The sequence below is a fragment of the Corynebacterium macginleyi genome, assembly GCF_003688935.1.
Taxonomy (GTDB): domain Bacteria; phylum Actinomycetota; class Actinomycetes; order Mycobacteriales; family Mycobacteriaceae; genus Corynebacterium; species Corynebacterium macginleyi.
The window spans coordinates 1-22,415 of the sequence record NZ_REGE01000014.1 but is presented as its reverse complement, the minus strand read 5'-3'; the positions used below and the strand labels follow the sequence as shown (position 1 = coordinate 22,415).

17 protein-coding genes, 1 tRNA gene and 1 pseudogene are annotated in these 22,415 nt (G+C 57.9%); 9 read left to right on the top strand and 10 right to left on the bottom strand.

Translation table 11 applies throughout. The annotated features are described in order from the left end of the window. Positions 1–94 precede the first annotated feature (94 nt). On the top strand, positions 95–3,535 hold the full coding sequence (locus D9V82_RS09125; RefSeq protein WP_121912080.1) for a bifunctional proline dehydrogenase/L-glutamate gamma-semialdehyde dehydrogenase: 3,441 nt from the start codon (positions 95–97) through the stop codon (positions 3,533–3,535). Positions 3,536–3,675: 140 nt separating this feature from the next. Next, the gene (locus D9V82_RS09120; protein ID WP_121912079.1) at positions 3,676–5,148 is read left to right on the top strand and encodes an AI-2E family transporter; all 1,473 of its coding nucleotides are present in this window, start codon (positions 3,676–3,678) and stop codon (positions 5,146–5,148) included. A gap of 67 nt (positions 5,149–5,215) precedes the next feature. On the opposite strand, the gene D9V82_RS09115 is transcribed toward D9V82_RS09120, so the two are convergent. The 5 genes from D9V82_RS09115 to D9V82_RS09095 all read right to left on the bottom strand — a co-directional run bounded on the left by D9V82_RS09115 (position 5,216) and on the right by D9V82_RS09095 (position 9,722). Next, positions 5,216–5,806 (bottom strand): nucleosidase, encoded by a 591-nt coding sequence (locus D9V82_RS09115; RefSeq protein ID WP_121912078.1) that lies wholly within the window; start codon positions 5,804–5,806, stop codon positions 5,216–5,218. A gap of 236 nt (positions 5,807–6,042) precedes the next feature. Continuing rightward, on the bottom strand, positions 6,043–6,486 hold the full coding sequence (locus tag D9V82_RS09110; protein WP_121912077.1) for a hypothetical protein: 444 nt from the start codon (positions 6,484–6,486) through the stop codon (positions 6,043–6,045). Positions 6,487–6,754: 268 nt separating this feature from the next. Continuing rightward, entirely contained in the window at positions 6,755–8,038 is a 1,284-nt protein-coding gene (locus D9V82_RS09105; RefSeq protein ID WP_121912076.1) for a sulfate adenylyltransferase subunit 1, read from the bottom strand. Then, complete coding sequence (cysD, locus tag D9V82_RS09100) at positions 8,038–8,937, bottom strand: sulfate adenylyltransferase subunit CysD (protein ID WP_121912075.1); 900 nt, start codon at positions 8,935–8,937, stop codon at positions 8,038–8,040. The genes D9V82_RS09105 and cysD overlap by 1 nt, the downstream gene beginning before the upstream one ends. Continuing rightward, positions 8,937–9,722 carry a phosphoadenylyl-sulfate reductase gene (locus D9V82_RS09095; protein ID WP_121912103.1) on the bottom strand — a complete coding sequence of 262 codons (786 nt, stop codon included), beginning with the start codon at positions 9,720–9,722 and terminating at the stop codon, positions 8,937–8,939. The genes cysD and D9V82_RS09095 overlap by 1 nt, the downstream gene beginning before the upstream one ends. A gap of 172 nt (positions 9,723–9,894) precedes the next feature. On the opposite strand from D9V82_RS09095, the gene D9V82_RS09090 reads away from it, so the two are divergent. Then, positions 9,895–10,314, top strand: a complete 420-nt coding sequence (locus tag D9V82_RS09090) for a methylenetetrahydrofolate--tRNA-(uracil-5-)-methyltransferase (protein ID WP_121912074.1) — start codon at positions 9,895–9,897, stop codon at positions 10,312–10,314. 479 nt (positions 10,315–10,793) lie between these two features. Here D9V82_RS09090 and D9V82_RS12700 read toward each other — a convergent pair whose 3' ends face one another. Further along, positions 10,794–10,994 (bottom strand): hypothetical protein, encoded by a 201-nt coding sequence (locus D9V82_RS12700; RefSeq protein WP_234457358.1) that lies wholly within the window; start codon positions 10,992–10,994, stop codon positions 10,794–10,796. Positions 10,995–11,232: 238 nt separating this feature from the next. Here D9V82_RS12700 and D9V82_RS09080 point away from each other — a divergent pair, with 238 nt between their 5' ends. The 5 genes from D9V82_RS09080 (at position 11,233) to D9V82_RS09060 (ending at position 18,657) form a co-directional block, all read left to right on the top strand. Continuing rightward, entirely contained in the window at positions 11,233–13,920 is a 2,688-nt protein-coding gene (locus D9V82_RS09080) for a (Fe-S)-binding protein (protein WP_121912073.1), read from the top strand. A gap of 34 nt (positions 13,921–13,954) precedes the next feature. After that, entirely contained in the window at positions 13,955–15,262 is a 1,308-nt protein-coding gene (locus tag D9V82_RS09075; RefSeq protein ID WP_121912072.1) for a cation:proton antiporter, read from the top strand. A gap of 75 nt (positions 15,263–15,337) precedes the next feature. Further along, complete coding sequence (locus D9V82_RS09070) at positions 15,338–15,988, top strand: DUF1707 SHOCT-like domain-containing protein (RefSeq protein ID WP_200439240.1); 651 nt, start codon at positions 15,338–15,340, stop codon at positions 15,986–15,988. A gap of 55 nt (positions 15,989–16,043) precedes the next feature. After that, the gene (locus D9V82_RS09065; RefSeq protein WP_121912101.1) at positions 16,044–17,273 is read left to right on the top strand and encodes a pyridoxal phosphate-dependent aminotransferase; all 1,230 of its coding nucleotides are present in this window, start codon (positions 16,044–16,046) and stop codon (positions 17,271–17,273) included. Positions 17,274–17,490: 217 nt separating this feature from the next. Next, entirely contained in the window at positions 17,491–18,657 is a 1,167-nt protein-coding gene (locus D9V82_RS09060; protein ID WP_121912100.1) for a YibE/F family protein, read from the top strand. Here D9V82_RS09060 and D9V82_RS09055 read toward each other — a convergent pair. Together D9V82_RS09055 and dcd are read right to left on the bottom strand one after the other, a co-directional pair. Continuing rightward, positions 18,654–19,976, bottom strand: coding sequence for a UDP-glucose dehydrogenase family protein (locus tag D9V82_RS09055; protein WP_121912071.1), 1,323 nt, complete (start codon positions 19,974–19,976; stop codon positions 18,654–18,656). The genes D9V82_RS09060 and D9V82_RS09055 overlap by 4 nt on opposite strands. Positions 19,977–20,012: 36 nt before the next feature. Further along, complete coding sequence (gene dcd / locus D9V82_RS09050; RefSeq protein WP_121912070.1) at positions 20,013–20,582, bottom strand: dCTP deaminase; 570 nt, start codon at positions 20,580–20,582, stop codon at positions 20,013–20,015. Between the two features lie 63 nt (positions 20,583–20,645). Here dcd and D9V82_RS09045 point away from each other — a divergent pair. Next, positions 20,646–20,719: transfer RNA gene (locus tag D9V82_RS09045), tRNA-Gly, on the top strand. Positions 20,720–20,913: 194 nt separating this feature from the next. Here the strand turns inward: D9V82_RS09045 and D9V82_RS13125 are convergent. Then, positions 20,914–21,048, bottom strand: a pseudogene (locus D9V82_RS13125) (IS1249 family transposase); the annotation flags it as partial. A 442-nt stretch (positions 21,049–21,490) separates the two neighbouring features. Continuing rightward, a complete protein-coding gene (locus D9V82_RS13120) occupies positions 21,491–21,718 on the bottom strand; it encodes an IS3 family transposase (protein WP_200440234.1) in 228 nt (75 codons plus the stop codon). Positions 21,719–22,415 lie beyond the last annotated feature (697 nt).

The window sequence follows — 22,415 nt, the reverse complement described above, 5'->3', positions numbered from 1 at the left end:
CGGCGCTAAAAACACAGCACACAGGCCACACTGCGGTGTGGGTTGGTCACCAACCTGGAAGTACACGTTTTGAAAAAAAGAGGTTGAATTCCGCATGACTTCTCCTGCATACACCCGCACGCCACTATCTGATGATGTTGAGGCCGTACTGCCCGCTGCCATTAAGCGCGCACAGGGATGGCTCGCTTCCACTGCAGATGAAAAGGACAAGGCCACCGAGCAGCTCGCGGAGCTGTTGCGCGATGACAACGGCGTGAAGTTCACCATGGATTTCGTTGACCGCGTCATGCGCCCGGAAGATGACAAGGTCGCGGCGAAGGCACTGAAGGATATTTCTTCCCAGTACGATCCTTCCTTCTTGGGCAGCCTCAATGGCGCACTGGTTGGCGCCGGCGGCTTCTTCGGCCCCATCTTGCCTAACCTAGTCATGCCGGTAGCGCGCCTGTACATGCGCAAGATGGTCGGCCACTTGGTGCTGGATGCAGAATCGGATGCACTCAATGACACATTGGAGAAGGCCGCCGCCTCCGGTGAGCAGTTGAACCTCAACCTCTTGGGTGAGGCCGTGCTCGGTGAAGAAGAAGCAAAATCTCGCACGCGCCGCACGCTCGAGCTCATTAAAAACCCGCGTGTGACCTACGTATCCGTCAAGGCATCCTCAATGGTGGCGCAGCTCAATCACTGGGACATTGGCAGTTCCGTGGAACGCCTGAAGAACCGCCTGCGCCCGCTCTACCAGGAAGCCGCACGCCGCGACCCGCAGGTCTTTATCAACATGGACATGGAGGAATACCACGACCTCCACCTGACGCTGCGTCTGTTCAAGAGCCTGATGAGCGAGCCGGAGTTCAAGAACCTGGAATCCGGCATCGTTTTGCAGGCCTACCTGCCCGATACCTTCGATGCCCTACAAGACATCGCGGAATTTGCCAAGCAGCGCGTGGCAGAGGGCGGCGCCAAGGTCAAGGTGCGCATTGTTAAGGGCGCTAATTTGTCCATGGAGACCACCGAAAGCGAAGTCCACGACTGGCCGCTGGCTACCTACACCAACAAGCTAGACGTTGATGCTAACTACTACCGCCTGCTGGACTTCATCCTGCAAGAAGAATACGCGGATTGCATCCGTATCGGTGTGGCCAGCCACAACCTGTACACCGCTGCTCTGGCCTACGAGCTGGGCGTAAAGCGCGGCGTGCTGCACATGCTGGATTCTGAGATGCTACAGGGCATGTCCCCGGCGCAGCAGGCAGCGGTGCGCACGGTCTACGAGGGCCGCCAGATTCTCTACACCCCGGTGGTGCACGCGGATGACTTCGACGTCGCCGTGTCCTACCTGGTACGCCGACTAGAGGAGAACTCCGCCCCGCAGAACTTCCTTTATGCTCTTTTCGCCCCGGGCGAAGAAGCGCTGGCCAGCCAGGAAGAAACATTCCGCAAAGCCGTGGCGCAGCGCTGGGATACCTTTGCTGGCTCACGCCGCACCCAAAACCGGCTCGAGGATTCCGGGCGCCAGGCACCAGATTCCGGACGCTTCAGGAACGAGCCCGATACGGACCCGGCGCTTGCCCCGAACCGTACCTGGGCCAAGCGTGCACTGGCGAATGACCCGGGTGAGCACGGAGTCTCGGAGGTCACCGACCCATCCGCTGTTGACAGCTACGTCACCCGTGCCAAAAAGTTGGGCGCTGAATGGGGCAAGCGCCCCGCCGCAGAGCGCGCCGCAGCCCTCGAAGCTGTAGCGGACCAGCTAGCCTCGCAGCGTGGAGACTTCATCTCCGTGGCAGCCTACGAGGCCAATAAGACGGTCACCCAGACCGACCCGGAGGTCTCTGAAGCGATTGACTTCTGTACCTACTACGGACAGTCAGCCCGCTTCTTGGAAGAGGCACACTCCGAATTCCACCCGCACACCGTCACCGTGGTAACCCCACCGTGGAACTTCCCCATCGCCATTCCTACCGGCGGCATTGCGGCCTCCTTGGCGGCGGGCTCGGCGGTCATCGTCAAGCCTGCTCCCCAGGTCGTCCACTGCGGCAAGATGGTGGTCGAGGCTTTCCGCACCGCCCTCGAAGCAGAAGGCTTGGATCCGGATCTGGTGCAGCTGGTGCTTACTGATGAAGCCGATGCCGGCAAAGCCCTGCTCTCCCACGATGACGTGGACAACATCATTTTAACCGGTGCATCCGATACCGGCGCGCTCTTTCGCTCTTGGAAGCCCAAGATGAACATTATGGCGGAGACCTCCGGTAAGAACGCGCTGGTCATCACCCCAGCCGCCGACCCGGACCTTGCCATCCAAGACCTGTACAACTCCGCCTTCGGCCACTCCGGCCAGAAGTGTTCGGCTGCCTCGCTGGTGATTTTCGTGGGTGCGGCGGGCAAGTCTGAGCGCCTGCGCGAGCAGCTGCTGGATGCCGTCAAGACCTTAAAGCCTGGTCCGGGCTATGACATCACCACCACGATGAATGGCCTGGCTGAAAAGCCCAGTGAGAAGCTGCTGCGCGGCCTAACCCAGTTGGAGCCGGGCGAGAAGTGGCTGCTGAAGCCGGAGAAGCTCAACGAGGAAGGCACCCTGTGGTCCCCGGGCATTCGCGATAATGTCCAGCCCGGCTCTTGGTACCACAAGAATGAGTGCTTCGGTCCCATTCTCGGCATCATGTACGCCGATACCTTGGAAGAAGCCATCGCCTGGCAAAACAGCACCGGCTATGGCCTGACTGGCGGCATCCACTCGCTTGATGATGCCGAGATTCAGTACTGGATCGACAACGTAGAGGTAGGCAACGCCTACGTCAACCGCGGCATCACCGGCGCTATCGTCCAGCGCCAGTCCTTCGGCGGCTGGAAGAAGTCCGTCATGGGCCCAGGTGCCAAGGCCGGCGGCCCAAATTACGTGGCTCAGATGGGTACCTGGACCGATGGCGAGCTCAAGCCGCGCGACGTGGATATCGCTCCAGCTAGCGTGAAGATTCTGCAACGCCTGCGCGATGAGCTTTCTGATGAACTCAGCAAGGACGATCTACAATGGCTCTGGCGCGCTGCCGAGCTGGACCGAATTGCGTGGCTCGAAGAATTCGGCCGCACTCACGACCGCACCGCGCTGGTATCTGAGGCCAACCGTTTCCGCTACCGCCCGCTGCTGACTAAGCTCCGCGTCCGCGTGGGCGAGGACTACAAGCTGCGCGATGTCGCACGTCAGGTGCTGGCTGCCGGGATTACCGGCACCGAAACTGAAATCTCCGCCAGCCCAGAGGTTGCCGCCCAACTGCAGAATCTAGGCTTTGACGTGGAGTCTATTTCTGAAGGTTCCTTCGCCGCCGCCGTAGCCAATGACGAATCCTCCCGCGTGCGTGCCCTGGGCACCGTGCCTGATTCCGTCTACGAAGCAGCGGTGCGCTCCAACTCCGTAGTGCTGGACCAGCCCGTACTTGCGGATGGCCGTCGTGAACTCCTGCCCTACCTCCTTGAGCAGGCGGTCTCCGTGACCATGCACCGCTTCGGCATTATCCGCAACGTGGGTAACCTGCGCGACTAATGTTCCAGTCCCCGCCTCCCGCGGGACAGTGAACCAACGCCCCACCTTCTTCCCTTTCCGCTGGGATTTGGGTGGGGCACCGCTTTTTCTCGGCTTTTCCTGTGTTATCGCTTAGTGGCTTCGTGTGGCATAGTAGACGAATGACTAAGCCAGATAACCACTCCCCTCATGGCACCGGGCAGTCCTCGGCCCAGGAACAGGCACCTCGCGGACAGTACCCGTCGGCGCTTGAACACAACGCTGCGAACCGCAAGACCGATGCGAGTGATCCCCATACCACGCCGCTGGTCTCCCCCGATGAATCCCAATTGGGAGCGGAGGCAGCCACCGCCGATCCCGCCAATCGCGATAAAAAATCCACCGTGCTGGCACAAGACTTCCGCAGCATGGCCAAGATTTCGGTGTGCTTTATGCTTATCGCCGCAGGGCTAGGCCTCGCGGGTTTCCTACTGCGCTTCATGTGGGTGGGCTTGCTGCCCGTTATCCTCGCAATCTTGATCTCGACGGTGCTTTATCCAGTCAGCGCCTGGCTGCGCTCTAAGGGTTTTCCCCGCACCCTGGCAGCGATCACAACTCTTCTGGGTTTGGTGGTTGTTTTCGGCGGTTTGTTTGCCGCCATGGCACCCATGGTGACCGCGCAGTCCACGGTTCTTATCAATGAAGCCGAAACCGGCATTATGCAGCTGACCAAGATGGTCAATGATTCCCCACTGGATATTGAGGTAGACCAGCTGCAATCGGTCTTCCAGGACATCGTCAGCTTTGCCAAAGGCCAGGCCTCTACCATCGCCACCGGCGTTGTCTCTGGTTTTTCCATGGCCAGCTCCATTGCGGTAGCAACCGTCATCATGCTCTTTATCACCTTCTTTATCATTAAAGACGGCGATAAGTTCCTGCCTTGGCTGCGCAAATACACCGGCAACTCCGCCGCTTGGCACATCACGGAGCTCACCTCCCGCATATGGAAAACACTGTCTGGCTTCGTTCAGGCCCAGGCCATAGTCGCGCTTGTTGATGCCGTCTTTATCGGCCTCGGACTCTGGGCACTCCAGGTTCCATTAGCTCTGGTCATCGCCGTTATTACCTTCTTCGCAGGCTTTATCCCCATCATTGGTGCAGTCACCGCCGGCGCCCTGGCCGTCATTATGGCCTTGGTATCCAACGGCCTGACCAATGCTCTGCTCGCGCTGTTGCTTATCATCATTGTCCAGCAGGTAGAAAGCAACGTCCTCCAACCCATCCTGCAGTCCAAGGCCATGGGCCTGCACGCGGCCATCGTCTTGCTATCCGTCACCGTGGGTTCCTCCCTGGCCGGCATCATTGGCGCTTTCCTTGCCGTGCCAGTCGCCGCGACCATTACTGTTATCCTGCGCTATCACGCAGAAATGGCTGCTCTGCGCGCCGGGGAAGTCGCTCCCGAGGATATCGAAGTCGTTACCGGTTCCAAGGCAGCGTCCAAGGACAACAAAGATGACAAAGACGACGACGTAGACAACACAGACCCCGAAACCGAGCGCCCCAACGAAGAAGGCACCAGCAACAGCAGCTCCCTCGAAGAGTCTCCGCGCGACAAGGTAAAGCAGCTTTTCACCGCCATGAGTCCGCTAACTTAAGTTAACTTATAGAGCCTTCCCATGGCTGCGCCGTGCGAAGCGGCGAGAAAGGCAGCGGTGACAGCCGTTAGCGCAAGAAGCCTAAATCGGCTGCTGCCGCGGCTAGCTGGCGGGCACTGCGTTCCAAGACACCGGCCCAGGTGCCCATCGATTCCTCGTTAGCGGAATCGGACACTTGTTTCAGCAGTGTGCAAGGCACGCCAAAGCGCTGGCAGGTGGCCGCAATAGAATAGCCTTCCATATCGCACAGCTGCGATTTTTTCACCAGCTCATTGCGCAATGCGGTAGTAGAAACAAACGTGTCGCCGGTGGCCAGCCCGCGTGCCGGAAGTTTCCCGGAGGTTTCCAGCTCGATGAATTCAGGTAAGAGGTAACGGCTGATATCGGTCAGCACTTCTAGCTTGAAATCGTGCTTGGTTACTTTATTGATTTCAAAGACGCCATCCATGCCATCGACAAGCGCACCTGCCGTACCAATATTGACCACGCGTTCAGGCATTGCATCGTGAGCGCGGGCCTCAGCCAATACCTCGGTCAGGGAAATCGCAGCTGGAACCGTGCCGATACCGGTAATAAGAAGCGCTTCGTTGTCTGGAATATGTGCGGCTTCCGCATCCACAGCGGCGACGAAAAGGGTACGCCCATTGAGATTCTCCATGCCCGCGAGGATACCTGCTCGCCCTCGTCAAAGTTTAACGTGCGGTTCTTTTGCCGCAGGCGAATTGTAATATCGGGCCTGACCCCGGGAAGTAGAGAAGTCGAGGGGCAGGTCATACTAGACTCGACTGCCAGCTAGGTAACTAGCTACTTGGGGTAAACTGCTACCCTTGGCGCTCACACTTTTAAGCGCCAAGTCAGCGATTTTAGTCTAAATGCCGTTAAGAGTGTCGCCGCCTAGATAGAGGCCGCTAAGTCTTTAAATTCTTTTTGCTGCTCGGAATCAAGTTCTTCAATTTCCCATTTCTTGGCAGCGTCCAGCGCTTCAACGACTTGCGCCATCTCAACACTGTCATGAAGTTCATTCATGTCCAGTTGCCAAAACGTCTTAGCGTCATGCGTCGAAACAATGAGTACACAGAGCTTAATGCCGACGGGGTTGTGAACTGGCAAGCAAACCGGAACAACTACATGCTCCGCGCCAGTTTTGAAGTGACGGCTAGACGCTTCCCGAATATCAGAGGCCAACGTGTCACCGAGTGCTGGAATGATAACCGGCATGGTCTCAACCCCGAGACTTTTCATTAGGCGGACACGCTCACCATCCTTATTGAGGACAGAGCGGAACAACTGTGCAACCGCTATACGTGCACGATAGCGCCGCTTATGTTGCTCGTTCATGGTTTCCCTGCCTCCCAACGGTCTAGGTAATCAAACGGGTCATACAACATAAGATTGTAGTACTTGGGGTTACCCTCGTTTGGTGGATACCCAAGTAGTGCGGATCGTGTGCCCCCAAGCGGGGATGTTCATTGTGAATCAACACCGCCAGTAATATGCGCCAGAGTATCGACGTCACGCCGGAAACCTAGTGATCGAATCATCCCCAATCGCTCATGTAGCCCAGGAAAATTGGTGGCGCACCAGGCCTTTGCGGCATGGCGCATGCCTAACGCAAGCGGTGGCCAATGAAGCCGGCGGCCAGAGTATTGCCGGAGGATTGGTCAATGAGTAGGAAGTTCCCCACGGCGCCACGGGCGGCGTAATCCTCGACGGGCAGTTCGGCTTGGGTCTGGATGGTGATGTGGGCGATATCGTTCATGGCGACGGCCTCGGGTTCGTCCACGTCGGATACGCCATCGAGATCCAAGGTGCGGGCAAGAGCAGCAATGCGGGCTTTGACCAGGGAGGAACCGTAGCGCAGCTTGAGCATCTGGCCGGGTGTCAGGTCTTTTTCGGTAAGCCCTACCACCGTAGCGTTGAATTCCTGGGTGGCCGCGGGGCGCTGGGGGCCGGCGAGGAGATCGCCGCGGGTGAGATCGATGGCATCGGCAAGCAGCAGCGTGACCGAATCGCCGGCGGCGGCCGAGGAGGCTGAGCCATCGGCGGTGTCAATTTGGGTAATGGTGCTGGTGCGGCCCTCGGGCAGGTACACCGTGTCGCCCACGGAGATGGAACCGGCCTTCACGCGGCCGGCGTAGCCGCGGTAATCGGTGGCATGCTCGCGGATGACGTACTGGATGGGAAAACGAAAGTCCAGCTCATCAGCCCGGCCAGTGGCAACGGGAATGGTCTCCAACACCTCAAGGACGGTAGGACCGGTGTACCAGCCCATGGTGGTGGTGCGCTCGACCACGTTATCGCCCTGGAGCGCAGAAATGGGCACGACGGTGGTATCTGTAATCCCCAAACGTGCGGCGATCTGGTTGAACTCGGCCTCTATATCGCGAAAGACCTGCTCGTCATAGTCCACCAGGTCGATCTTGTTCACCGCGAGGACCACATGGCGCACGCCGAGGAGAGCGGCCACGTTGAGGTGGCGGCGGGTTTGTTCGACCACGCCATGGCGGGCATCGATAAGAAGCACCACTACCTGGGAGGTGGACATGCCAGTAACCGTATTGCGGGTGTACTGCACGTGACCGGGAGTATCGGCAAGGATGAAGGTGCGCTTATCCGTAGCGAAATAGCGATAAGCCACGTCGATGGTAATACCTTGCTCGCGCTCGGCGCGCAAGCCATCAACAAGCAGGGAAAGGTCCATGCCATCGAAGCCGCGATCGGAGGAAGTGCGTTCCATGGACTCGACCTGATCCGCGAGCACGGACTTGGTGTCATAGAGCAGGCGGCCCACGAAGGTAGACTTGCCGTCGTCGACGGAGCCGGCAGTGCACAAGCGCAGGGTATCGCGCTGTTTGAGGGCGCCGACATTCGGCGCAAGGGTAGTCGTCATCAGAAGTAGCCTTCCTTCTTACGGTCCTCCATGGCGGATTCAGAAAGTTTGTCATCGGCACGGGTAGCGCCGCGCTCTGAAAGGGTGGAAACGGATATCTCCGCAAGCACCTCGTCCGGGGTAGAAGCAGTAGAATCCACGGCTCCTGTACAAGACATATCGCCCACGGTGCGGTAGCGCACGGTGCGGGTTTCTAGCTCCTCGCCGTCGGCCGGTCCACCCCAATCGCCGGGTGCTAGCCACATACCGTTGCGCTTAAAGACCTCGCGTTGGTGGGAATAATAAATAGACGGCAGCGCAAGCCCGCGCGCGCCGATGTATTCCCAAATATCGGATTCGGTCCAATTGGAGATGGGAAAGACACGCACATTTTCGCCGACCATCTTGCCGCCGTTGTACAGATCCCACAGCTCGGGACGCTGGCGGCGCGGGTCCCAGCCACCGAAGGCATCACGGATGGAAAAGATACGCTCCTTGGCGCGGGCGCGCTCCTCATCGCGACGGGCCCCGCCCAGCACGGCGTCATACTCGCGCTTGGCAATTGTCTCCACTAGCGGCACCGATTGCAGCGGGTTGCGCGTTCCATCGGGCCGTTCCTGCAGCTCGCCGCTATCGATCCAGTCTTGGACGTGGGCGACGTGCAGGCGGGCACCAGTTTCTTCTACGAGGCGGTCACGAAAATCGATGACCTCGGGGAAGTTATGCCCAGTATCGACATGGAGGAGCTCAAAGGGCACCGTGGCCGGGGCAAAGGCGCGGCGGGCTAGCTCGAAGACGACGACGGAGTCCTTGCCGCCCGAAAAGAGGAGGCCTACCTTATCGAATTGCCCGGCTACCTCGCGCAGGATGTGGATCGATTCGTTTTCTAAATCTTGTAAGTGTGGGGAAAGTGTGCTCATTATTCGTGTAACCCGCATTCTATCTTGCCATCCGCAAATACTCGCCCGGAGCGGGCATCCTCACCGTCGCCGACTGGGAAGGTCAGCGGCGCGCAGCCGATGGACCGGTATCCCTGCAGAGTTAGCGGGTGAATGATGAGGTCATTGTCCCTGATATAGCGGTCAGTATCGTCCAAGCTCCAGGTAATAATAGGAGAAATCTTTAACCGCCCGGTGCGGTCCAGGCTGAGCGCTGGGGCGGTGGCACGGTGCTCGGAATCGGCCCGGCGCAGCCCAGTGACCCATCCGGCATAAGGATCCATCGCCATATTGAGCGGCTCAACCTTGCGCATGCGGTTATAGGCCGCAGTATCGCGAGAGTACAGGCGAGGGCCGTATACCTCGTCTTGTTCTTCCGGACTCAACAGCGGCAGCACTCGCACCAAGGGCAGCTCTGAGTAGCGCTTTTCTACCTCATCAGCCACCTGGAGGGTTTCCGGAAAGTGCCACCCGGTATCGATAAAAAGCAGGTCCGCATCGAGCCCGGCGCGGTGGGCGAGCTCAGCCAGGACTGTGTTCTCCATGGACATGGTCACCGCCAAGCGGCCAGGGGCGTGTTCGGCGGCCCATTCGGTGATGGTTTCAGCGCAGGCGCCATAAAGCTTATCTGCCCACTGCTCCACCAATCGCTGGTTGCGCGCGGCTACCTCGGCGTGCAGCGGCGCAGTATCGCGTGTGCCTTCCGGGGAGATGCTCGGGTCGCGATAAGTCTTAGCACCGTCCAGCAGGTTCGTTATTGGGTTCATGCCGTCACACATTAGGCAAAACACCATGGCGGCGCAGGAGATGAGGTTCGAAAAGCCGCTGAGCTTGGCAGGAACTGCGAATAAAAAGTTTCCAATCCGTACCAAGCGGACTAGATTTACAGACAAGACAGTCTATTGCGGGCGTACACGACCCGCATAAGGAGGCACTTTCATGCAGCGTATAGCCATCATTGGGGAGGGTCCGGCAGCCCTATCCACCGCCGAGAGGCTTATCAGCGCTGGCATGTGTGTGGACCTCATTACCCAGAGCACCGCACCATTCGGTCTACTCCGCCGCTTCGCGGGTTTGGTAGGCGCGCTTGGTGAGGCCGTCTCTGCCGCCCACTGCGGCCCCGGAACCACTCCCCGGCTCCGGCTTATAGGAAACGTCCGTGTGGGCACCGAAGGCGATATCACGCATGACGAGATCCATCGCCTTTCTTCCGCTGGTGACCGCGAGATGCTCGTACTCGAGCTCAAGGCCCGCGGCGTGGCAGTTACCACCTGGGAAGGACTGTGCGCTCCACTGGAGGATTTCGAGGACTGGCGCAGCGTCATAGCTCGCGCGCAGCTAGCACACGTGGGAATTTAACTCGCCCTAGGCATCTTCGCGTTTGACCCTATTCAAATCCTCTAAGGCCAGTAAATCTAAAGCCAGCAGAATATCCTCTACTGCATTGATCTGCGCTTCGACATTGCACAAACCATCTGCTTGCAGCGAAGATAGGCGGCCGGTCCGCTGAAGGTGGTCAAGTCCGATGGAGTGGTGGTTCTCCGTTTGTGATGGTGAGGGCTATGCATGGGCGTAGATGGAGAGGTTTATTGATGTTTGGATTGTCAGCGCATGGTCTTAGTGGTTAGTGTGTAGTCATTACTTCTCGCCGTTGCCCTCAGGAGGATTGGCGAGGTTTTTAGAGTTAGGTTCCCATTCATGAGCACGGAGTAGCGGGCTGCCACTGCGCCAACAGCGGCAATCCCCTCCGCACCGTCGCTCCAACGTTCTAGGCAAAAGGCGTTGCGTCCCACGAAGGTGGCCTTAACACTGTAGGCCTTGAGGACAACCTGCTTTGACTATTGGCTCCACGCGACGGAATCGGCAGTATCGCTTAGCTGGTTTGCATCAATACCCACGTTGACATCGTGCGTCACCACAGAGCCGTCCACCTCGGTAGCGCCTACCAACCGGCTATCAGATTCCGCACTGCCCTCAGCATCTAGGTGCCCCATGGTGATTTTGAGAAAGCTACCGGAAAGCACCAGGTTGGCAGTCACCCCGCCTTGACCTATAGCGAATCCACTAACGCTAAAGGCGGCAAGGCCTGTGGTTACTGATATTGGCTCTATTCCACCATGCTGTACAGCGCTTTTAGATGGATTAGGTGGCCAAGTGCTTCATTGTGGCAGTCTACTGTCACCCCAGCGTGATACCGCGCTGAATGCAGACTCTGGGATTTTCGCCCAAGGCTTTAAAGTAGATAGCAACGTGGAGCATCAGTAAAAAGGAGCACGCATGACCACCGTATTCGGTTGGACAGCTATAGCCGCATCGATTCCGGTGTGGCTATACTTTTTCACCCGCGTATGGGCCCTCTTCAAGTTCATCCGTTCGGGCGGACCCACCCAGCTTAGGCGTACCGATAGCCCAGACAAACGCCTGTGGCGCGTCATTGCTGAGGTCTTTGGCCATTCTCACTTCAAGGGTAAACCGTTAGTCAATGCTGCCCACTGGCTGGTGATGGTGGGGTTCCTTTTTGGCATCTTGGTGTGGTTCGAGGCCTATATCCAAACCTTCGCACCTGGCCAGGGTTGGCCGTGGCTCAGCCATTGGCCGGTGTATCACTTCATTGAAGAGGTTTTAGGCATCGCGACGGTCCTCGGCATCGGCTTCCTTATTAGTGTGCGCCTCAAACTCGGCGATACTGAGCGCAGCAGCCGCTTCTTTAACTCCCAGACTGCCTCGGCGCGCTGGGTCGAGTTTATTGTCTTTTCTGAAGGACTCGGCATGATCTTGGTGAAATCCACCACGATCGCCACCTTAGGTGACGGTTCCGCTTGGGCAGATTTTTTGAGCATCCACTTGGCTAAGCTCTTCCCCGAATCACCGACGCTGGTAAGCGTCTTCGCCCTCTTCAAGCTGCTTTCTGGGCTGCTATTTATCGCCTTTATCTCCCGCAAGTTCCAGTGGGGTGTCATGTGGCACCGCTTCACCAGCTTTTTCAATATCTTCTTCCAGCGCAATGCCACTGGTGAGAAGGCACTGCAATCCTTGCCCACCCCGGACTTGGAGAAAGACATCACGCCGGGCAGCTGGAAGATGCTGCTGGATTCCACCTCGTGTACCGAATGTGGCCGCTGCCAAGAACTATGCCCTGCCTGGAATACCGAGAAACCGCTGAGCCCCAAAAAGTTCATGATGGACCTGCGTCAGGGCGCCCTGGATAATTACAACCCACACGAGGGGCTAGACGTACTATCAATGGCCGGCGTCATCGATGATGATGTGCTGTGGTCCTGCACCAACTGCGGTGCCTGCGTGGATCAGTGTCCTACCGATATCGAGCACATCGATCACATTGCGAACCTGCGCCGCTTCAAAGTACTCGCGGAATCGGACTTTCCCTCCGAGCTCACCGGGCTGTTCAAAAATATGGAAACCAAGGGCAACCCGTGGGGCCGGAATAATTCTGAGCGCCGTGCGTGGATCGACGAGGCCCGCGCCGACGACATCGACGTCCCCATCATTGGTGAAGACGAGGCCGATTTCTCCGAAATGGAATACCTGCTCTGGGTGGGCTGCGCTGGTGCCTATGATGACGATGGCCGCCGCACGACCCGCGCCGTAGTGGACCTGCTCCATACCGCGGGCGTGAGATTCGGCGTCCTCTCCACGGGCGAGACCTGTACGGGCGACCCTGCCCGACGCGCCGGCAACGAGTTCCTGTTCCAGATGATGGCGCAGCAAAACGTAGAAACCCTCAACAATGCCTTCGACGGCGTGCCGAAGGGCCAGCGCAAAATCATCACCACCTGCCCACACTGCTTTAACACCATCCGCAACGAATACCCAGACTTTGACGGACACTTCGACGTCTTCCACCACACCCAACTGCTCAACCGCTTGGTCCGCGAGGGCTTGCTCAAGCCGGTGCCGCGCACCCCCGAAAATCGAAAGCCCATTACCTATCACGATCCTTGCTTCCTCGGCCGCCACAATAAGGTCTTCGATCCCCCGCGCGAGCTGCTCGAGGCCACCGGTGTGGAGCTGCGCGAGATGGACAAAAACCGCGACGAGGCCTTTTGTTGTGGTGCCGGCGGTGCCCGCATGTTCATGGAAGAAAAGCTCGGCACCCGCATCAATGACTTCCGCACCGAGCAAGCCCTAGAGACCGGTGCCGAGGAAATCGCCACCGGCTGCCCCTTCTGTAACGTCATGATGACCGGCGGCGTGAAGTCTCTGTCGGGAGATTCCACCCCCACCACGAAAGTCAATGACGTAGCGGTTATGCTGCGCAACTCCATTTCCTTGGATGACAAAGGCACCCTTCCGGCCCCCCGCCCCAAGACCTTCTTGGGCACCCCAGTACGCCACCACATGGCTTCATCTACCAACTCCACACCACCAGCCGCACCTTCTGCTTCGGCGCCACCCGCCGTTTCCACCGCGCCCTCCGCTCCAGTGGCACCCTCCGCTCCCACAGCGCCCTCCGTTCCAGCGGCACCCCTAGTCCCTGGTGGTGCTGTCCCCTCTGTACCACAGGCTCCTGCGGCGCCCAGCGCGCCACCCCCACCGACCGCTCCCACGCCGCCTGCGGCCCCCAAGGCCTCTGCCACTCCACAGCCGCCGAAGGCGCCGCACGCTGCCAAGGCTCCAGAGACTCCAGGAGTGCCAAAGCCACCGCATGCTGACAACAAACCCAAAGCAGCGGCACCTCCCGCGCCGCCTGCTCCCCCAGCGCCAAAGGCAGCGCCCACACCTCCTGCTCCGCCCACACCTCCTGCTCCGCCCGCGCCGCCCGCATCATCCGCGCCTCCCGGGCCTCCAGGGCCGCCTTCACCTCCCGCTCCACCTGCACCGCCTGCACCGCCTGCACCGCCTGCACCAAAAGCGCCGTCGGCAAGCGCAGGGGCTCCCAAGCCACCCAAGCCACCGGAACCACCGAGGCCACCCATGCCACCGAAGCGCACGGATACCGAGTAGGCATACGCAGCGGTGAGTGCGTACGCTGAGATCCATGCATTTAGATGAAGGATGGGCCGCGGATACTATTGTTCTCGCCGCGGGTGCGACGGAAAACACCACTAGCCTCGTTTCCTTTGCCTGGATCATGCTTGCGGCACTGTTGGCACCCTTGGTGTCGTTCATGTTGGGCAAGCGGTTGCCAGCCGTTGCCCTTCTGATCATCGGTGGCATGGTCATTGGCCCTTCGCTTTTAGATGTCGCCCATGAGGATGCCGGCATCAGCATGCTAAAAGAGCTGGGTGTCGGCGCGCTTTTCTTACTCGCCGGTTTTGAAATCGAAATTTCTACGTTGAAAACCAAAGAGGCAGGGACAGCCTTATCCACTTGGCTTATCTGTGTTGTGGCCTGTGGCGTGGGTGCGTACTTCTTGGTTGATAATGTCCCAGGTGCCATCGTGGTGGCATTGGCGCTAACGTCCACGGCATTGGGCACGCTCCAGCCCATGTTGAAACAGGACCGCGTGCTCGAGACCAAAGTGGGCAAATCGGTCATGATTCACGGCGCTATTGGTGAGGTCGCCCCCATTACCGCGATGGCGCTGCTACTGAGCACGCGCTCCACGTGGACCACACTGCTGATTATGCTCGCGTTTATCGGCATCGCCATAGCCGTGGCCATCATGCCGGCTGCCATTGCAACGACGATTCCGTGGGTTAAAGCGGCGTTTATCTCCGGTGCGGGGTCTACCAACCAGACCATTTTGCGCCTTATCATTTTGATCCTCGCCACCCTCATGGCCGTCACGGCAGTCTTTGAGCTAGACATCGTGCTGGGCGCCTTCGCCGCCGGCATCATCTTGAATCGCATTATCCCGGATGAATTCCATCGCCGCTTGGAGCACCGCCTCGATGTGGTCTTCCACTCCATGCTCATCCCGGTTTTCTTCGTAGTCTCCGGCATGTCGATTAGCTGGGATACCATCGCTAATAACCCGGGGAAGGTACTGGGCATCCCGGCGCTGATTCTTGTCACCCGCGGCCTTCCGGTATTTCTGCGCGAGAATGTGGGGCATACCGGTTCTGAAATCGAGACGGTGCGCGAACGCCTCCAAGTCAGTTTGTACACTGCAACCGGCCTGCCCATCATCGTCGCCGTGACGTCGCTGGCGGTTGATTCCGAATTGATGAAGCAAGAAACCGCCTCGATCTTCGTCGCCGGAGGCGCGTTAACCGTTGCCATCTTCCCGTTGCTAGCGAACTTGTTTGGAAAGAAAGATTCCAAGAAGACTGATGAATCCGATCCAAAAAAGAAAACCGAATCTACTCAGGGCGATAAGGCAGAAAAATCTCCAGAGCTCTAACTTATACGCTCCGCACTGAAAGCTATGCCCTGCCACCGCGGCAGGGCACATTCTTTGGGAATCAGCGTGTCTATTATGGGGGCTGTGACTAAAAGCTACGGACCCTCCCCCTATGACCGGGCGCTGCGTTTATCCGATTCAGAGCGCAACGATGCCCTGACCGACCTGGCCCGCGCAGTGGGCGAAGGCCGCTTATCCATGACTGAGTTTGAGGAACGCTCCACTAGCCTCATGGAGGCCAAAACTCACAAAGACTTGGCACCGATCTTCAAAGATATCCCTGCGACTGCATCCCAAGAGGTAAAGATCTACTCCCAAGGCGATGTGGACCGGGCCTTTAACGCTGCAAAGAAGCCCCGCATCGCTACTGCCTTGGCCAGTTCGGTGGCCCTACTGGTGACATCGCCTACTCTTGTCATGCTCAGCGCCACCATGAATGAACCATGGTTGCTGGTGGGTGGTGCCGTAGCCACAGCACTCATTCCCATCGTGTGGATCCTGTTGTACGTGGCCAAAGTGGGCCCACGATCGTGGCATGCCCCCTCGGTGCAGCAAATTGAGCGCCAACAGCAGCGCGAAATCCGTGCACTGGCGGCACACGAGCGGGCGCACCAGAAAGAACTAGAGAAGAAGATGTGGGCCGAACGCCGCCAGCAGGCCGGTGAAATTACTGGCCAGGCTTTAGAACTGGCGAAGAAGCACATCAACAAGTGGAGTGAAAAATAGCGCTGCGGCGCGCTGCGATATTTCTTAGCGCTGTGAAAGATGGCACAATATGGCCATGACTTCTCCCAAACCCCGCATCTTTGACCAGTCCGAAAAATTAAAGGGCATCGCCTACGATATTCGCGGTGAGGTCTCAGCGGAAGCGGAGAGGATGGAGATGGATGGACACACCATCCTCAAACTCAATACCGGCAACCCCGCCGTCTTTGGCTTCGATGCACCCGATGTCATCATGCGCGATATGATCAGCGCCTTGCCCACCTCACAGGGCTATTCCACCTCTAAAGGCATTACCTCGGCCCGGCGGTCCATCGTCACGCGCTATGAGCTCGAGGATTTCCCGCATTTTGATATTAACGATGTCTTCTTGGGCAATGGCGTATCAGAACTTATCACCATGACCGCCCAGGCGCTGCTCAATAATGGTGATGAAATCCTTATCCCAGCACCCGATTACCCGCTGTGGACAGCGGCAACCTCGCTGGCCGGTGGCACCCCCGTGCACTACCTGTGCGATGAGGAAGACGAGTGGAACCCGTCCATCGAGGATATTAGGTCCAAGGTCACCGAAAAGACCAAGGCCATCGTGGTTATCAATCCAAATAACCCTACCGGCGCGGTGTACTCGCGTGAGGTCCTGCAACAAATCGTGGACGTAGCCAGAGAGCACAGCCTACTCATATTGGCTGATGAGATTTATGATCGCATCCTTTATGATGATGCGAAACATATTTCTATCGCCTCGCTAGCTCCCGATCTCTTAACCTTTACCTTTAATGGCCTGTCCAAGGCTTACCGCGTCTGTGGGTACCGCGCGGGCTGGCTGGTCATTACGGGCCCGAAGGATCATGCACACGGGCTCATCGAGGGCATCGAATTGCTGGCCGGTACCCGTCTGTGTCCGAATGTTCCCGCCCAACATGCCATCCAGGTAGCACTGGGAGGGCGCCAGTCCATTTATGAGCTCACTGGGGCCGGGGGACGATTGCTGCGCCAGCGCAATATCGCTTATGAAAAGATCAATGAGATCCCGGGAGTCTCCACAGTAAAACCTCAGGGCGCGCTGTATCTCTTCCCGCGCTTGGATCCCAATGTCTATGAGATTCACGATGATTCCAAGCTCATGTTGGATATTCTCAAGGCGGAGAAGATCCTCATGGTCCAAGGCACCGGTTTCAACTGGCCGCACCCTGACCACTTCCGCGTGGTCACGCTGCCGTGGGCTTCGCAGCTGGAAAACGCCATCGAGCGCTTAGGAAATTTCTTGGTGAGCTACCGCCAATAGCACCCCAGCAGGCGGTTGGTAATTACAGCGATAATCGTTGAGAATACATCGTATGGGACGACATTCCTCGGATTCTAATTCCACGTCGGGCTCGGCTGCGCAGCCTCGGCAATTGCAGCGTCAAGCAGAGCCCAGCGGGCAGGGGCAGGGCCGGTCGTTTTTGGAACGCCTCAATCCAGCTCAGCTGGTGCAGGCGGTGTCCGGCCACCCGTGGCGCATGGGCTTAGTAACCGCCATTGGTGCAGCCCTTATCGCCATGCTGGTCAGCCTCGTTTTACTATGGCCCTCGAGCGCCGCCTCTGATCACACCTCGGAGGAATTCGAAACCACTTATGCGCTCAACCACCCGCAGGCCGAGGGGGTCGTGGAGAAAACCGACCACTCGGCATGCCAATCGGAGCTGACCGGCCTGGTCTTCGATACCCCGCCACCGATTCCGGAAAAGGAAGAAGTCAACTGCAACCGAGCGCTGGTGAGGATCACCTCCGACGAAGACGAGGGAAAAATGACCCAATTGGTCACCTACGGCAACGCGGGCGACCCACAATTGCAGCCGGGCGATAACATCGTGCTGTCCAGAGCCACCGATCCTGCCGGGGGCGTGTCGTACACCTTCGCCGATTATCAGCGCAGCAGTAGCCTGCTCCTCTGGGGAGTGGTCATCGCGATTGTCATCATCGCTTTCGCAGCGTGGCACGGAGTGCGCGCGATCATTGGTTTGGGATTGAGCCTTGGCATCGTCTTTAGCTTCCTCATCCCAGCGCTCATCGCGGGCACCAATCCCCTCTGGGTGGCGCTCGCCGCCTGTACCGCCATCATTCTCCTTGCCGTGCCGCTTGTCCACGGCGTGAATTGGAAGTCCGCCTCCGCGGTGGGTGGCTCACTAACGGCGCTCGCCATCGCCGCGTTCCTGGCATGGGCAGCCATCGATAGTTCGCAACTACAAGGCTATAGCTCCGAAGATAACCTCAAGCTGCTGCTGTATATGCCCCATGTTTCCATCGTCGGCGTACTGCTGTGCGGTTTCGTCGTGGGTGCGTTGGGCAGCCTTGCCGATGTCGCCATCGCCCAAGCCTCCACCATCACCGAGCTGCACGATTCCGATCCCGCGGCCACGCCGGTAGAGCTATTCATATCCGCCATGAAGGTCGGCCGCGACCACATTGCCTCGATGGTCTATACCCTCATTTTGACCTATACCGGCGCCGCATTACCGCTACTCCTGCTCATTACCGCCGCCGAACGCCCCGCGGGACAAATCCTCAGCAGTGATCTCGTTGCCACCGAGCTTTTGCGCTCCGGCGTCGGCGCCATGGCGCTGACCCTCGCAGTCCCGATTACAACGCTGATTGCCGCCTTTACAGTCCCGTCACGCCGCAGCTAAAGCGTGCGACCCAGCGCCTGTATCTTCCACCCGGCGTTGGACCACGCCGCAACATCGAGCACATTGCGGCCATCGATAATGTGCTTATTATCCACGAGCTCGCTGACCTCCTTCGGGTCCAGTTCTTTAAATTGCTGCCATTCGGTGGCCAGAATGACCAATTCCGCCTCCTGCAAGGCGGATTCCGGGTCGGTGGCATAGTTCAAGGTGGGGAAAACCTTTTTAGCGTTCTCCATGCCCTCAGGGTCATAGACAGTCACCGCCGCACCCGCCAGGGACAAAGAACCAGCCACCGATAGCGCCGGCGAATCCCGCACATCATCTGAGTTTGGCTTAAAGGCACAGCCCAGCACGGTGACTCGGTGACCTAACAACGAGCCATTGAAGGCCTCTTTCGCCATATTCACCATGCGGTCGCGCCGGCGCATATTAATCGCATCCACCTCGCGCAAGAAAGTGAGCGCTTGATCGGCGCCGAGCTCACCGGCGCGCGCCATAAAGGCGCGGATATCCTTGGGCAAACAACCACCGCCAAAACCTAGGCCCGCACCGAGGAACTTGCGGCCTATACGCTTGTCTATGCCAATGGCATCCGCCAACGCCACCACATCAGCACCTGCGATCTCACAAATCTCAGAGACTGCATTGATAAAGGAAATCTTGGTGGCCAAAAAAGCATTGGCGGAAACTTTCACCAGTTCCGCAGTCTGCAAGTCGGTCACGATGAAAGGCGTGTCCTGCGCTAGCTGTTGCGCGTAAATCTCGCGGGCAAGCCCCTCCGCGCGGGATTCTGATTCGCGGATACCAATGACGATGCGGTCCGGGGTGATGGTGTCATGCACCGCATAACCCTCGCGCAAAAATTCCGGGTTCCACGCGATTTCCACGCAGGTTCCCTCCGGTGCCAGCCTATCCGCAAGTTCTTGGAGTTCCGCCGCCGTACCTACCGGAACGGTGGACTTGCCGAAGATGACGTGTTCTCCGCGCAGCTTGGGCACCAGGTCCGTGATAACAGCCTTAACATAGGTCAGATCCGCTGCATAAGAACCGCGGCGCTGCGGGGTTCCCACGCCGAGAAAGTGCACGTTGGCAAACTGCGCGGCCTCATCATAATTCGTGCTAAAACCTAAGTGCCCAGCACCAATATTGCGCTCGAGCACATCCGGTAGCCCCGGCTCGAAAAAGGGAACCTTGCCCGATTGCAAGACGGAGATTTTATCCTCGTCTACATCAACGCCTAAAACTTCATGCCCCAATTCCGCCATGCAGGCGGCGTGGGTAGCACCCAGGTAACCGGTGCCAATAACAGTCATCCGCATAAAACCTCATCCTAGAGATTTTATGTAAATACCAGATTAATCCCTGCGGAAGTTCAGGTAAGACTTTGATGGCGTGGGACCACGCTGACCTTGGTACTTCGATCCCAATGCGCCCGTGCCATAGGGGCTTTCCGCCGGCGAGGTCATCTTAAAGATAGCCAACTGGCCCACCTTCATTCCCGGCCACAGAGCAATGGGCAGGTTCGCGGTATTGGAAAGTTCCAAGGTGATGTGCCCAGAAAATCCGGGATCGATAAAACCCGCAGTGGAGTGGGTTAAAAGGCCCAGCCGCCCCAGCGAGGACTTGCCCTCCAACCGACCGGCCAAGTCAGCCGGCAGGGTGAATTTCTCCAGCGTGGCACCAAGGACAAACTCACCGGGGTGGAGAATAAAGGATTGTTCCTCTTCTACTTCCACCAGGGTGGTGAGCTCCGGCATCTCCGCCTTGGGGTCAATGTGCGTATAACGGGAGTTATTAAATACCCGGAAATATTTATCCAAGCGCACGTCAACGGAAGAAGGCTGGATAAGCTCACCATCAAAGGGCTCGATGCCCAGCTCTCCGGAATCAATGGCGGAACGAATATCACGATCTGAAAGAAGCACGGACCCGATTCTACTCAATCGCCTCCTTAAGGTGTATAGTAGGGAAAGCGCATTCAGCGCAGTGCCGACGTAGTTTAATGGTAGAACTGCAGCTTCCCAAGCTGCTGGCGCGGGTTCGATTCCCGTCGTCGGCTCCACACCAAAAATAGCCCACCACCTGCATTAATAGTGTTGCAGGGGTGGGCTGTACTCATCCGGTACTGAGGCGGGTGTAGCTGTAATTGTAGCTATTTCACTTGGGTATGGACTACAAACCCGGGCTAAACGACAAAACGTGTTGTTTTTCGGCGTGTCGTGTTAAACGACATTTTGTGTTGGTGGACTGCGTGGTTTAGGGCACATGGCCTTTGCGCATTCCCATAGAGTGGTTATAGGCACTGTCGAAAGTTGCTGGTGGACCGTATTCACAGCCGCTGGTGGCTTGTGTTGCTTGGCTGGCTAGGGTGTGTGCTTTGGCACGTGGGTCTGCCTCTGATGCGTTCACTTTCTTGGGTCAGCCTCTAGCGCGAGTGACAGTAGTTACAGGCGCTCTATTGCCATTGCTAGCGGATTGGTGCTTGTAGTCCCGCTTTTCGTGCAGGCCCCGCTACAGACGGGGCATCGAGGATGATTCTTACTCATCCATTCATCGTGAACCTCGGCGCATAGCACATCAGCACGTCCTCGGCGGTATTTCAGGTCCGAGGCTGCGTTATCCCTCCTGATAAGTGAAATAATCCTAATACCAGCACGCCAGACGGGCTAAACATATAACTTCACCAACACATCCTGTCGTTTAGGCCACAAACCCTCCATCCTGCTGGGGTGTGACTTGGCAATACCAGTCAGCGCGAAGCGATGCGCCAAATTTGTTATCCGAGTCAACATACCCACGGATTTGCCAGTATGAAGTGCCCCGGGTTTTGTTCCTAGGCATTTGCCTTGATTTGCATTATTCCCTGTTGCGGGGTCTTCTTCCACAATTCGGTTTCCACCTCGACCGGGGTTCGGTACCCCAGGCTTTGGTTGAGCCTTGCCTCGTTCCACCATGACACCCACTCAAACGTGGCGATTTCTACCTCGACAACATCATCCCACCTGCGGGTATGGATCAGTTCGTTCTTGTGAGGGTCCGTTAACGTTTTCAGCCAGAGCATTATCATAGGAGTCACCAACACTTCCGGTGGAAGCTGTAATACCGTGCTGGGAAAGGCGCTCGTTGTAGACAACGCTGACATACTGCGAGCGGGCCCGACCCCCGAAAAGTGGACACATCGGGGGTCGGGCCCTCAATCCACGGGTGCGGCTGAATATTCTGATTCCACACGACACGTCCGAATACCCAGCCTAGTGTGTTCAGGAGACTGACATGGTAGCGGTGTGGTGAGTATCTGGTAGCACCTGAGCGAGTATCCAGTAGCGGATGGGCCTGCGCCCACCGGGGCGAGACTTCCCGCGGTCCGCCCTTCGTCAACGCCGCGACCTGCTAGGCAGTAGTCAGGCCGAGGCTTCGCGGTGCATGCCTCGCCCAGTAAATCGCATGGTGCGAGCACCCTAGCTAATCTTCACTAGCGGTAAGAACGCTGCCGTATTAGCAGCGCTATCACCGCACGGTAATCCGTCGTAACCGGAGCCCTTCCGGTACGTGCCGCACCCGAGGGTTGCACCTACCGGAAGGAGAGCCCCTAGCGTTGTGAACTGCTACCGGATACACACTCAAGCGCTACTGAGGTTACCCTCGTTTAGTGGACACCCTATTAGTACGGATCTTGTGTCCGTAGGAGAGGATGTTCATTGTGAGTTCGTCAAGGAAGAAGTACACCCCGGAGTACCGGCGTGAAGCCGCGAATCTGG